At 50.2% G+C, this 13,382-nt stretch carries 9 protein-coding genes; 6 read left to right on the top strand and 3 right to left on the bottom strand.

Annotation, left to right across the window (positions count from 1 at the left end; all coding sequences use genetic code 11):
- Positions 1-131: 131 nt before the first annotated feature.
- From AC6I7T_RS31865 to AC6I7T_RS31850, 4 genes are all read left to right on the top strand, one after another.
- Positions 132-1,739, top strand: coding sequence for an MGH1-like glycoside hydrolase domain-containing protein (locus AC6I7T_RS31865; RefSeq protein WP_497795524.1), 1,608 nt, complete (start codon positions 132-134; stop codon positions 1,737-1,739).
- Between the two features lie 19 nt (positions 1,740-1,758).
- Complete coding sequence (locus tag AC6I7T_RS31860) at positions 1,759-4,122, top strand: SUMF1/EgtB/PvdO family nonheme iron enzyme (RefSeq protein WP_497795522.1); 2,364 nt, start codon at positions 1,759-1,761, stop codon at positions 4,120-4,122.
- 265 nt (positions 4,123-4,387) lie between these two features.
- Complete coding sequence (locus AC6I7T_RS31855; RefSeq protein ID WP_497795521.1) at positions 4,388-6,034, top strand: rhamnogalacturonidase; 1,647 nt, start codon at positions 4,388-4,390, stop codon at positions 6,032-6,034.
- Positions 6,035-6,372: 338 nt separating this feature from the next.
- A complete protein-coding gene (locus AC6I7T_RS31850; protein WP_497795519.1) occupies positions 6,373-8,478 on the top strand; it encodes a hypothetical protein in 2,106 nt (701 codons plus the stop codon).
- 146 nt (positions 8,479-8,624) lie between these two features.
- Here AC6I7T_RS31850 and AC6I7T_RS31845 read toward each other — a convergent pair whose 3' ends face one another.
- Entirely contained in the window at positions 8,625-9,605 is a 981-nt protein-coding gene (locus tag AC6I7T_RS31845; protein WP_497795518.1) for a LysR family transcriptional regulator, read from the bottom strand.
- Between the two features lie 216 nt (positions 9,606-9,821).
- Between AC6I7T_RS31845 and AC6I7T_RS31840 the strand changes: the two genes are divergently transcribed.
- Both AC6I7T_RS31840 and AC6I7T_RS31835 read left to right on the top strand, forming a co-directional pair.
- Positions 9,822-10,904: an alkene reductase gene (locus AC6I7T_RS31840; RefSeq protein WP_497795516.1), complete on the top strand. Its 1,083-nt coding sequence runs from the start codon at positions 9,822-9,824 to the stop codon at positions 10,902-10,904.
- Between the two features lie 162 nt (positions 10,905-11,066).
- Positions 11,067-11,738, top strand: coding sequence for a CatA-like O-acetyltransferase (locus tag AC6I7T_RS31835; protein WP_497795515.1), 672 nt, complete (start codon positions 11,067-11,069; stop codon positions 11,736-11,738).
- A 19-nt stretch (positions 11,739-11,757) separates the two neighbouring features.
- On the opposite strand, the gene AC6I7T_RS31830 is transcribed toward AC6I7T_RS31835, so the two are convergent.
- Positions 11,758-12,489 carry a hypothetical protein gene (locus tag AC6I7T_RS31830; RefSeq protein ID WP_497795514.1) on the bottom strand — a complete coding sequence of 244 codons (732 nt, stop codon included), beginning with the start codon at positions 12,487-12,489 and terminating at the stop codon, positions 11,758-11,760.
- Positions 12,490-12,501: 12 nt separating this feature from the next.
- Entirely contained in the window at positions 12,502-13,353 is an 852-nt protein-coding gene (locus AC6I7T_RS31825; protein WP_497795513.1) for a hypothetical protein, read from the bottom strand.
- Between the last annotated feature and the right edge of the window lie 29 nt (positions 13,354-13,382).

Below are 13,382 nucleotides of genomic sequence, written 5' to 3'. Positions count from 1 at the left end.
CCATGGCAAAGGAAAAAGAACAATATTGATCCCGGAGAGGGACGAAACTACACCAGTTATTGCCGTAAATAAAATATAGTTTTCAAATTGTTGAAATATCTTTCTTTTTTGCATTACACTGCTGGGTCAATATGAAAGCTCCTAGATTTCTTGCTTTTATGGGCTTGGCTGCCTCTTTGGCGCTGTCGGGATCTGCACAACAGCGGCTTCTTGAGCCCGAGCAGTTTCATCATTACACTCCTCTCTTCCAACAACAGGAAGAAGCGGCAACGGGCAAACCTGGCATCGACTCCTGGGCATGGATGAAGGAAAACATACCCTGGTTCGAAAGCTCCGATAAGCAATTCGAGGAAATCTACTACTTTCGCTGGTATGCGTGGCAAAAGCACGTCGTCAGTACCCGAAGCGGGTTTGTAATCACCGAATGGCTGCCAAAACCGGAAAGGCCCGATGGCTTCTATGGAGCTCTTCCTGATGCTGCGCCCTTTCATCTTGCCGAAGCACGATGGCTTCGTAACCCGAAAATAGCGGAAGACTATTCCCGCTATTGGCTTACGCCCGATGCAGACCCTAAGAAATACAGCTTCCCGGTCGCGGATACAGTCTGGAACGTTGCTCTTGCAAATGGCAATACTTCCTTCGCCATCTCACTGATGCCGTCGCTAGTCTTGAACTATCGCTCCTGGGAGCAGACGCATCAGGATTCCAACGGCCTCTTCTGGCAAATCGACACACGCGATGCCATGGAGAAGAGCATCAGCGGAGATGGATATCGCCCCACCTTAAATAGCTATATGTATGGTGATGCAGTTGCCATCGCCACGATGGCGGCACAAGCTGGAGATCACAGTACGGAGCAGCTTTTCAAGAGCAAAGCTGCAAAACTTCGTTCCCTGATCGAAACGACGCTCTGGAATCCTAAAGACTCCTTTTATGAAGTAGTGTCACCGGCTGCAGATTCCGGAATTCGCAAGCAGAAAAAATTTGTCGATCCCGGGACGGTCATGAAGCCCGCCGGAGTCCGCGAGCTTATCGGATACATCCCCTGGTTATACGATATTCCGACTCCCGACCATGCTATCGCGTGGAAACAACTGACTGATCCGCAGGGCTTCTCGGCAAAATATGGTCCCACCACCGCCGAGCGCAGAAGTCCACGCTTCCGCTTCGCCAGCAATGACCAGTGCACATGGAATGGTCCAGCGTGGCCTTTTGCCACCACACAAACGCTGTGGTCTTTGGCAGAACTGCTAAATAACGACTCGCAGCAGAAATACGTATCAAAGCAGGACTATTATCAGCTCTTCTCGAAATATGTTCTCTCCCAACATCTGAAACTGGCGGATGGCAAAGTCATTCCATGGATTGATGAGGACCTGGACGCCGACACGGATGAATGGATTGCCAAGCAGATGCTAATCCAGAAGAACAAACAAGTTGGACGCGGGAACTACTACAACCATTCCGGTTTCGCTGACCCGCTTATCACGGGATTGATCGGCTTGCGGCCTCAAATCGGAGATCGCATTGTGCTAAGGCCACTGCTACCGCCAAATACATGGTCCTATTTCGCTGTCGACGGACTTCCATATCACGGTCACACACTCACCATTCTCTATGACGTAACCGGCAAGCAGTACCACCGCGGGACAGGATTCTTTCTTTTCGTAGATGGCAAGAAGATAGCCTCCCGCAAAAATCTAGGCCCCATGGAAGCCATGCTTCCTGCAAGACATTAATACCGATTGGATGAATTGAATGACTCACTCAAAGATCTGCCAACGTTATTCCCCTATTGCGTTTCTTGGCCTTGCAATCTTTACAGCAGGCACTTTTGTGATCCCGGCAGTTCAGGCTCAACCGCAAAAGCCGATAAAGAACTCCATCGGAGTTGAATTGCAGGCTCTGCAACCGGGTACGTTCAAGATGGGTGCAGATGCAGATGATCTACCCAAAGCAATTCGGGATGGACATGCGCTTATGTCGGAACGCCCTGTGCACGGCGATTTCGATGAGCAGCCTGCACACACAGTTCGCATTTCGCGCGGTTTTTTAATCTCTGCAACACAGATCACGGTAGAACAATACCGGCAATTCGATCCAAAGTATCAACCCAACACGCTTCATCCGGAATATGCTGCAGGCATCAGCTGGAATCAGGCAGTGGAATTCTGCAAATGGCTTTCCAAGAAAGAAGGTAAGCATTATCGTCTGCCAACCGAAGCAGAATGGGAATACGCTACACGTGCAGGTACACAGACACCTTTCTTCCCAGGCGACCATCCACTCAAGGCAAATGAAGCCAATTCATGGGGACTTCGCGATATGGGTACCGGACGCCCGGAATGGGTGCTTGATTGGTACGCTGCCTATCCTTTGACAAAAGCAACTTTAGTGGATCCTCATGGACCTGCAGCTGGTCTCATGAAGGTAATCCGCGGTGGTGGACTCGACGCGAAAAAAGCGAAATCCGGTGTGGGAGAAGGTTACCCCGCTGAATCATCCTACTTTGCAAGAAGCGCAAACCGGGCAAGTCTGGTACCGACCTTCCATAGTCCCAATGGCAATATCGGATTTCGTATCGTTCAAGCACCGGATCCTACCTCGGCGTTTACCGCTGTACCAAAACCCTTCTTTGAAACCGCAGTAAAGCAGACCCCTGAATCGCCAACATTAGGGCCTGATCCGAAGAAGCCCTTCTATCATGTTCATGCGCTATTCCCCAATCTGGGCGATAAATCGATGTCCGAAACAGGCTGGAAGCTCGGATTGGCAACAGGCTTGGGCATCCACTATCACAACTCGGCTATTCAAGTATTGCCGAATGGTGATTTGCTAGCTGCTTACTACAACACTCCTAATCTGGAAGACGACCCGGACCAGACCATTCTGATCATGCGTCGCCGTGCTGGAACAGAAGAGTGGGATATGCCAGAACCCTGGCCATATTTCGCCGACGCCGCAACGGCAGCGCCTGTCATCTGGAACGATCCCGCAGCCGCATCCCTTCCTCACGGAAAGCTGTGGCTATTCTGGGGAACACCCCGCCTCATCGGAAACGCTCCCTTTTATTTCACTACCTCAACCGATAACGGTGTGACCTGGGCGCCAGTAGAAGTGCCTCAATTCCCTGCTCCGATCGGCAGATATATTTCCCAGCCAATTAACAGCGCAGTGAGGACAAAGGATGGAACCATCCTGATGCCTACGGACTCGACCGGACGGGACGCGGATGGGAATGGATCGGTCTCCGTGGTTTGGGGATCCCATGACAACGGCAAAACCTGGTATGACACAGGAGGCCGCACAGCAGGACGCCACACCACGATTACGCTGCGTAAAGATGGAGCTATTCTCGGCTATGGCGGCAAGAACTCCAATATCGAAGGACGCATGCCCCTGGCCGTCAGCACCGATGGAGGAAAGACCTGGAAGAAAGAGAAGACTCCATTTGATCCATTGGCCAGTGGTGAACGCCCCAGCGTCGTCCGCCTCTCTTCCGGACGCATCCTCTTCGTCGCCGACTACAATCCGAACCATCAGAAGCATGTTCACAAAGATGGCGTTTATGTGGCGCTAAGCGATGATGAAGGTGCAACCTGGAAAATAAAGAAACTGCCAGAAAATATCCTTACAGTTGGCTACACAACGGCAACACAAGGGCCTGATGGAACTATCCATATTGTCACGTCCAAGAACACAACCAATTACGAGATTGAGCTGAATGAAGCATGGATCCTTTCAGACCAGAAAGAAGCTCAGTCGGAAGAGCTGACAATTGCCAATAAGCAGAAGCACCAGGAACGTTATGCGAACAAGAAACTAAAAGCCGAGTGGACGAGTGGAAGAGCAAGCGATGGCCGCATGCTGTTGGATGGACCGGAAACCTTCTACTACCCCAATGGAAAAGTTCAGTGGACCATTAACTATCACCTTGGCAAAAAGGTTGGAGACGAAATCTATTACCAGGAAAATGGGGCCAAGATCTGGCAAAAGACCTATGGTTCTGGTGATAAGTGGACTTGGCACCAATTCGATGCTCAAGGCACAGAAGTCGCAACTTCAAACTGGCACGATAAAGATCTGCTAGACGTATCTTTTCCAGCTGGTACAGCTAAGTGAGGTTTCTTCATGTCTCGATTCGAGGCCTCTCTTCGTAGTACATTCACTTGGGCATCGCCGCTTCCTGCAAGAGCGGCGATGCCCACTCAAACCAAGCAATTTCAAATCCATTCAGAGCAATCTACTCCGATTCTGCAATTTCCCGGTCTGCCTTCGGCACTACAGCAAGCAGCCCTTGCGCTTGAATTCATATAAGCATTGGCAGCCCCAGCGCTTCAATGTGTGCTGAGCCCTGAATTCCTCGTCAAGAAAGGTACGAAGTATTATGTCGCTTGATAATCAAAACTTCCGCAGAGATTTTCTAAAACTCGCAGGTGCAGGGCTTGCCAGCGGCGCGTTGTTGGCAGCACCACATTCTTTGCATGCCATCGCGGAAGAACAGGGTTCAACTACGCGTGCCCACCTAAACGGATTTCTGAATGTGAGAGATCTTGGTGCCAAGGGTGACGGACAGAACCTCGATTCATCCGCAATCAACAAGGCGCTTGAAACCGCAGAGAAAAATGGAGGAGGAACCGTTTATCTTCCTGCAGGTAAATATCTATGCTTTTCTATCCGTCTAAAAAGTAATGTGGCCCTGTTTCTCGATGCCGGTGCTGTTATTGTGGCGGCAAACACACCGATGGATGGCTTCCCTGAAGGTTCAACCGAAGGCTACGATCCTGCCGAAAAAGATCTTCCTACCTCAAAGTTACAAGATTATGGCCACAATCATTGGCATAACAGTCTCATCTGGGGAGAAGGACTTCAAAACATCTCCATAGGGGGACCGGGGCTGATATCTGGTACCGGACTCAGTCGCGGAGCCTATAGAGACACCCCAAAAGCAGAGAAACCAGGTGTAGGGAACAAGGCCATAGCCCTCAAGAATTGCCTGAACGTTACGCTTAAAGATTTCTCGATCCTCAAAGGAGGACACTTTGCAATTCTGTTAACCGGAGTCGACAACGTCACTCTGGATAATCTGAAGATCGATACCAATAGAGATGGTGTCGATATCGACTGTTGTAAGAACGTTCGTGTATCCAACTGCAGTGTGAACTCGCCATGGGACGACGGCATCTGCTTGAAAAGCTCCTATGCACTCGGATACTCGCGTCCTACAGAAAATGTCACAATCACCAACTGCTTCGTAACCGGGAAATATGAAGCAGGCTCGATGATCGACGGCTCTTGGAAGCCTCTCACGGGAGAAAGCGCTCCCGGACATAAGCTCTTCTGGAATGGGCGCATCAAGTGCGGAACCGAGTCGGTCGGCGGTTTCCGGAACATTACGGTCTCAAATTGCGTCTTTGAGCGCAGCCGAGGTTTTGCCCTTCAGTCTATGGACGGTGCCGCGATTGAGGACATCACATTCACAAATAATGCGATGCGCGAAGCATCGAGTGGCCCTTTTTACATTCGACTTGGAGGCAGGCTGCGCGCTCCACAGAACACTCCTGTCGGCACCATCAAACGAGTACTGATCAGCAATCTCGTAAGTTATGGCGCAGTCACGATGGCTAGCATGATTCAGGGCTTTCCGGGGCACTATGTTGAAGACATCAAGTTGAGTGACATTTACTGTCATCAAGTTGGCGGTCGCGAGCTTTTTGATGGCGTTCCGGTAGAGGTCGATCCCAAATTGACTGAGCCGACCGCATTCCGAGACCAGCCTGCCTACGGACTGTTTATACGTCACGCCAAAAACATAGAGGCCAGCAATCTGGAATTCACAACTGGAGCACCAGATCAACGTCCAGCATTGTGGCTGCATGACGTAGATCGATTTGACCTCTTCCGTCTTCGTACTTCTGGAGGAGCAAATATTGCTGACCTACATGAGGTTTCAAACTTCCGGCTCTTTGGCTCCCAATTCATTAATGACACCATCTTCAAGGAGAGCACAACCAAGACGATCAGCAACTCATAACTTCTTGTTGCTGTAATTACACCTTCTGGGCTGGTGGATAGAATCTTCTTGCAGATTTATCCATCAGACACCAGGGTTTGCGAAATCGCCGCTACCACGAAAGATCTGGCGTTACACGTTCCTCGATCTGGGACAACCAAGTACCCAAATGCCTTCTGAAGCGATTTCAGGCGGGTATAGCGCTTACCTGGGAGGGAAGGAATTCCTTTCGGTAAACTATATTCACAACATTAACCTATAAATTTGCCCAAAGCCGCTTTCCTGATTTTGGAGCCATACGAAGCCTCTCCCACCGCCTGCACGCAGATGCAGCATAGAGGAGAGGCCAATTGAGGAATATGAGGATTTCGCAGAAAAGCATTCGCGTTACTTTTTCTCTTGCAATATTGGCCTTGTCCCCATTTGCACTTCTAGCCAAATCGAAACCGATCAAGTATGACTTTATATTTGCGGTATCGCCCAGCGGAAGCGACGCCGCCGCCGGAACACCTCAGGCTCCCTTTCAAACAATTGAGCGTGCGCAACAGGCAGTGCGGGCCGTAAATGAAGATCACGATGTAGATGTTCAATTGAGAGATGGAATATTTCGTTTGACACACCCGCTGGTATTCACAGCCAAGGATGGCGGACACAACGGTCACCGCGTGGTTTGGGAGGCAGCTCCGAATGCTCATCCGGTCTTGTCGGGGGGAATTTCTGTTTCCGGATGGAAACTATACGACAAGGGCCGACAAATCTATGTGGCAGACACACCAAAGGGGCTAGATACTCGCCAGCTATGGATAAATAACAAGCTGGCTAGAGTTGCTTCGATTGAGATTCCAAGATCGGCGGTAGATTTCACAGCTGAGGGAATCGTGCTGAAAGATGCAAAGTACGATTCCCTCTCAACTCTCCCCAACCAGAACAGGATGGAGATCAATGCGACAGGATTTTTTACAAAGCGTATTTCACCTGTAGAAAAAATCTCCAACCACACCTTGGTGATGAAACAGCCGGCATGGAATAACAACATCTGGGGATATGACACCGTCAATACCCCATATCATCCGGAGCTCGCCCATCTCTTCCTAGCCAACTCATTAGCATTTCTTTCCGAGCCGGGACAATGGTATATCGATCCGGAGCGAGGAAAGCTTTATCTTCGCCCGCCAGCCGGAGCCGATGTCAACCAAATGGTGGTCGAACTTCCACGTATGAGCGTACTGGTATCAGTAGGAAACAATCTTGACGAACCCGTCCAGGACATAGTTTTCCGTGGAATTCGTTTTTCCCATACGACATGGCTCGGACCTTCTAGCGAGGAAGGTTATGCAAGTCAACAGAGCGGAGCGTATCTGGCCGGGCGGGCAGTTGCATATCCGAAAGATCCACTTAAGGAATGCCACGAGGGCTGCCCAGCCTTCGAGAGCGTTCGAAATGAATGGAAGCAAATGCCTGCCGCCGTACAGGTGAGCGCATCAGAGCGGATCACTTTCGAGGGAAACATCTTTGCGCACCTCGGCCAGTATGCACTAGGTATTGGAAACGATACGAACGCGACACTGTCCGGCACAGGACTTGGCGCAGGAGACATCACCGTGACGGCGAATGTCTTTACTGATTTAGCCGGTGGAGCTGTGCTTGTAGGTGGAGTTCAGAGAGAAGCACATCACCCCTCCGATCCACGCCAATGCAATCGGCAAATCATCCTGCGTAATAACCGCATTCGTTCGGTTAGCAAGGATTATTTCGATAACAGCGCGATTCTGAGTACCTATGTTCAGCAGGCAATCATCTTGCACAACGATATTTCCGATGTGCCCTATGATGCAATCGACATTGGCTATGGGTGGGGCATACACGATCCCGGCGGGAATCCGAACTACAGGCTTCGTTATCGTGGTTACGAATGGAAGCAGAATCTGATTTACCAGACTCCCACAACGCACCGCGACACTGTCGTTGCTAACAATCGCATCCACGGAGCCAAAAAGCTATTCCATGATGGCGGCGCCATCTATAACCTCTCGGCAAGTCCAGGTACGCTGATCACAGAAAACTACATCTTCGATAACGGCTCACTGATCGGCATTTATCTGGATGAGGGATCTCGCTACATCACGATTCGAAAGAATGTCGTCCAGGATCCATACGGGGAGTGGTTGAATATCAATACCGTTCATGCGATCTATCCATTGCGCATCTCGCCCGATAACACGGCAACGGACAATTGGCACGATGGAACCAAGATAGGTGGCATGTGGACAAATTATCAGAACAATCTGATCCTCAAAGACCACCTGATTAAGGATGGTAAGTGGCCTGCAGAGGCTCGAGAGATCATGAAAAACGCGGGAATTGAACCGAGTGCCGGAACTGTAGCCTATGGGGATGCACAACCTGGTGCAGGCGAAGATGTGAAATCAACACAGAAGAATGCGGAAATTGCGCTGCCTGACTAGTGTGGTGAGTCGTTAATTCACCACATATTTTCGAGAGCCGGATCGATTAATTTCTCCGTATCCAGCAACTCCATATATGCGACGAATTAATGACTCAGGATACTAGAAACGCCTCCACCGAACAGCATTTGAACCTTGGCTCAATCCTAAAGCTTTGTCACAGGTCTTTCTCCATTACCCATGCGGAGAAGGACCTGAGCCTTTTCTGGTGTGGTACCACCAACAAGCCGGGGCATCCGCTTACGCATTAAATCCAGAAAACGCCGCAGTTTTGCTGGATAGAATCGTGCATACGGATAGGTCAAATACACCGGCAAGGATACCGCGTGCCAATCCGGCACAAGGTGAACCAAGCGGCCGCTTGCCAAATCATCTGCAACGATCCAACTAGAAATGAGGCTGGCTCCAAGACCAGCCAGTGTTGCATTTCGTAGCGCATAGACACTGTCGGTGCAGAATCTTGGCCGAATATCAAAACGAAAGCTATCCGAACCGTTCTTCGGCATTAAAACAACCTCGTCTCGATAGAAGCTGGTAAGCGCAATCCAAGGTAAAGAAGGAAGTCTCTTTATAGAGGAAGCTGTGTCGCCTTTACACAGGGAGGGTGAGGCAACCGCGATTCTGGGCACTTCGGCCAAGTGAACGGCAACGAGCGATGGATCGTCCACAGCACCAAGATGAATCGCACAATCAATTCCGTCCGCTATGAAGTTCGGATTTAGATCATGCAAAATCCACTCAATCGAGACCTGAGGGTAGTTTTCAAGGTAATCAAGTAACGGCTCCACCAGCGGTCCCTGCCCAAACGCATGAGGAACAACTACACGAAGCAGACCAAAGGGCGCTTCCTTTACTCCACGTAGCTCCTCCTCCATCGTTCGCCAAGCCGTCAATAATTCCTTTGCTCTGGTGAAAAAGCGATCTCCATCTTCGGTTAGCTTCATTCCATGGGTAGAGCGTTGTAGCAGTTTAACCCCCAGGTAGCTCTCCAGGCTTTGCAGCCGGCGGCTTACTGTTGGTTGCGTTGTTCCCAATTGAGCAGCAGCCGCAGACAGGCTCCCAGCCTCAACAATCCGTACAAACGTCGCCACCAGTTCGATACGATCTGTTCCCTGTGCCTCGGTCATACACCAAACGTATAACAGTTCTTTACTCCAAGGGACTACCAATTGCCGCTCACCGGAGAAATAATCGATTTGAAAGGAATTCAGAGCATGCCTTCTATACACAGATGGAATATTCAGGCAGCCTCTGAATCTCTCAATCTCTACTGAAGTAGCCGCACCTCAAAGAATCCGCTCGATTGCGTTGTCGTCGAGCATTGCTCAATAAAGGAGCTCTAGATGCAAGACCTACTATTTACTCCGCTGAAACTAGGCGCAATTGAAATCCCGAACAGAATCATCATGTCGCCGATGACTCGTCTCCGTGCTGGAGACGGCTGCATGCCCACGTCTGAAATGGCGGATTACTACCGCCAACGCGCCTCGGCAGGACTCATCATCACGGAGGGAGCTCATCCGAGCGCAATGGGTCGTGGATACACCTATCCTCCGGGTCTTCACACTCAAGAACAGGCGACGGCCTGGCGCAAAATCACCGATGCAGTACATGACGAAGGCGGACATATCTTTGTACAACTCATGCATGCAGGCCGAGTAACACACTCTTCTTTACTACCCAATCATGCACTACCGGTGGCCCCTTCTGCGATCGCTGTCTCAGGGACAATTCACACCTTTGACGGCAAGGTACCGTTTGAGGTGCCCCGCTCACTTAATACAGAGGAGATCCCAGGCATCATCGCCGAGTATCGGCACGCTGCAGAGCTAGCGGTGATGGCCGGCTTCGATGGCGTCGAACTCCACGCTGCTACCGGCTATTTGCCGCATCAGTTCCAGTCGTCCAACTCGAACCGTCGGACAGATGCTTACGGAGGCTCAATCGAAAATCGTGCCCGATTCACCTTGGAAGTAATTGATGCCCTCGGCCAAGTATGGGGAGCCCATCGAGTCGGGATCAAAATTGCACCGGGCTATACGGTAAATGACATGTTCGAGGAAGACCCGGCCTCCACCTATACTTATCTGGCAAAGCAACTAAATCCAAAAGGTCTGGCCTATCTGCATGTGGGCTATGAAAGCGGATATGCTCGCGGCACCGCGCCATCGTTTAATCCCATCGATCTATTGCGCAGGAATTACGCCGGTACACTGCTGGCTGCTGGCGGTTTTTCTAAAGAGACAGGGAATGAGATCATCGCCCGCAAACGTGCAGACGGTGTGGTGTTCGGCAGACTCTTTATCTCAAATCCAGACCTGGTTGAAAGGCTGCAAAAAGATGCTCCTTTAAACGTCTGGGATGTAGATACATTTTATGGAGGTGGCACTCGCGGATATACCGACTACCCAATACTCGCCAGCTGATACACACATTGAGAGCAACATGGAGTATTGAAGTGCCACGCAGAAAAGGCAACGCGCACACAAGACGCTGCCTTTAGGCACAACTCTGCCTTTGAATTGACTTCCCGATTGAGGAATGAAGGATGACCACCCCCACACCTCGTTTGCGCTTAGCATAGGAATATGCAGGAAGAACTCGCTCTAGGGAAAAAGAAAGTCAATCTGGAGACGTGGGAGCGTCGCGCGCTCTTCAACTTCTTCAAAAATTTCACGGAACCATATCACGGGGTATGCCTGCGCGTGGATTGCACCGGAACCTTCCGCTATGCAAAGGAACATCGCCTCTCAATTTTTCTATCACTCTTGCATCGTTCACTGGTTGCGGCCCATCAGGTTGAGAACTTCAAAACCCGGATTGTTAATGGAGAAGTCTGGAGTTATGAGCAAATCGATGGAGGTAGTGCCGTGGGGCGCCCGAACGGGACCATTGGATTCGGACACTACCGTTTCCGGAAAGGAATCAACGAATTTGTAAACGAAGCATCCCTCGAAGTGGAGCGAGTAAAGCAGAGGGATGATGTGGAGCGCTACCCGGAGGCCAACCTGATTCGTTATTCTGTGCTTCCCTGGTTCGACTTTACCTCCATCTCCCACGCCCGAGACCTCTCTCGCGAGGACTCCGCACCGCGAATAACCTTTGGCAAAATCACCGAACTGGATGGTCGCTGCACCCTGCCGGTGTCAATACATGTTCACCACGCATTGGCGGATGGATTACATGTTGCACAGTTCGTAGACGAATTCCAAAGACTCCTGAATGAACCGGAATTTCAATTTGCCGACGAAAAGTGTTAAGCCTCTGCCGACTAAGGAATCAAAAGAGCTCAGTAATAGGGTAGATATAAACAAGATATAGGTAGAAAAATGCCAAGGAAATCACGAGAATGATTACTCCCAGGATAGGAGAACTAATCTCAATTCCTTTCGATGAGGCAGAAAATGTCGTGACTGCAAGACCATCACTCGCTGCTACAGCTGTTTCCTGCTGAGTGGTACCAGGGATACTGGGGACGTGTGCCAATTCTGTGCCTCGTCTGCGTATCCCTACATGGAATTGAACGGCTGCAAAGTACACTCCGGAAATAACGAGTAGGGCTACAAGGAAAAAGATAATTTTCGAGGATATTAACTGCCATTCGAACACTCGCTGCCGATGCGCATAACCGGCAGTATAATAGTCAAAATATCCATCCATCGCTTTCAGGTACTTGGCACGCATCGTAGGGTCATCCTCGCCAGCAAGGGGAGCTTGTGGCTTCATCTCTCGCAGATGTGTGACATTAGGCGATTGTGGCTGCCGAGTCGTTTGAGTAGAGGCTTGATTATCCGACGTTTGCAACAAATCGTCCTTCGAAATCCGGGTTATCGAGCAATCTGCATTCCGGATCTCGACAGTCCCGTCAGGCAGAACGCTTCTCTTCCCTTGGCAACCGTGGGTTGTATTTTGATTTCCCTCCTGCTGGATTGAGTCGGCCAGAAGGTATTTCGAATGAGCAGAGGAAATCGTCAAGAGTAATATGCAGACAAGCTTTGCCGTCTTCTGCATTGCGCACCCCATTTATTTGGGAACCGATACGAATTCAGTAATCGCCTTTGTCCGAAAACTTACGCGCTGGTAAATCACAGGATTAGGAGGATTTTCATAATTCTTTACATAGTTTTGGAAATTTGCACTATTTGCTCCTCCTAATAGCCCCTGGAGAATGATCAACAAAGCCTGATCCTGATCACTCAACCACCGTGCAGCTGAACTCCCAGTCGGAGGATCCGGTGGAAACACAGGATTGACGCTCATGCGTGTGCACTGTGCAGGTATCACCCGTCCATCAGGAAAACGTATATTTTCTCCGCAGGCTCCAATTCTCTTGGTTCGCACAGTTCCGTCTGGATAACGCACCTCAATTAAGCCCTCTGGCGTCATCCCACGCGAAGAAACTCCAGCGGGTGTTCCACCCGAGGAACCAGAAGATCCAGAAACCAGAGGGGTTGCAACCTTCACGTGTTCTGTCGCGGGCATGCCTGAGGGCTGACTATTGATCTTTAGAGCCATCACTCCAAAGGCTCGTCCTCCCCATATAGTTGTTCCAGCAAGTTTTGCCTTGTCGAAACTGAAGATATAGAGATCGAATCGCTGTGCCATGTCGGCAAATCTGATTGTGAATGCCAGATGTTGACCATTCTCATCAAGAGCGCTCACTGTCCCGGAATAGCTTGCTCCATGAGCATCGATGTATAGCAATCCCAGTCCTGGACACGGCATAGTGCTACATTGTGCGGGGAAAATACGTAGTATTCCGGCATGTCCATCGTGATTCATCGAGTAGTTTCCGATCCAATCCGAGCGGCTGGCATCACCATGCAATAGAGACGGAAACAGTAGTAAACACAAAACAAAGTAATAGGGACGCATTACGGATCTCCTGCATACCTGCAAAATAG

The organism is Humiphilus diazotrophicus (assembly GCF_059726315.1).
The sequence above is the reverse complement of the archived record's forward strand: the minus strand, read 5'-3'. Positions and strand labels throughout refer to the sequence as shown.

Excerpts from the sequence above, each read along its gene's own strand:
- AC6I7T_RS31865 (WP_497795524.1), top strand. The coding sequence starts at position 132 with ATGAAAGCTCCTAGATTTCTTGCTTTTATGGGCTTGGCTGCCTCTTTG.
- AC6I7T_RS31860 (WP_497795522.1), top strand. The coding sequence starts at position 1,759 with ATGACTCACTCAAAGATCTGCCAACGTTATTCCCCTATTGCGTTTCTT.
- AC6I7T_RS31855 (WP_497795521.1), top strand. The coding sequence starts at position 4,388 with ATGTCGCTTGATAATCAAAACTTCCGCAGAGATTTTCTAAAACTCGCA.
- AC6I7T_RS31850 (WP_497795519.1), top strand. The coding sequence starts at position 6,373 with ATGAGGATTTCGCAGAAAAGCATTCGCGTTACTTTTTCTCTTGCAATA.
- AC6I7T_RS31845 (WP_497795518.1), bottom strand. The coding sequence starts at position 9,605 with ATGACCGAGGCACAGGGAACAGATCGTATCGAACTGGTGGCGACGTTT.
- AC6I7T_RS31840 (WP_497795516.1), top strand. The coding sequence starts at position 9,822 with ATGCAAGACCTACTATTTACTCCGCTGAAACTAGGCGCAATTGAAATC.
- AC6I7T_RS31835 (WP_497795515.1), top strand. The coding sequence starts at position 11,067 with ATGCAGGAAGAACTCGCTCTAGGGAAAAAGAAAGTCAATCTGGAGACG.
- AC6I7T_RS31830 (WP_497795514.1), bottom strand. The coding sequence starts at position 12,489 with ATGCAGAAGACGGCAAAGCTTGTCTGCATATTACTCTTGACGATTTCC.
- AC6I7T_RS31825 (WP_497795513.1), bottom strand. The coding sequence starts at position 13,353 with ATGCGTCCCTATTACTTTGTTTTGTGTTTACTACTGTTTCCGTCTCTA.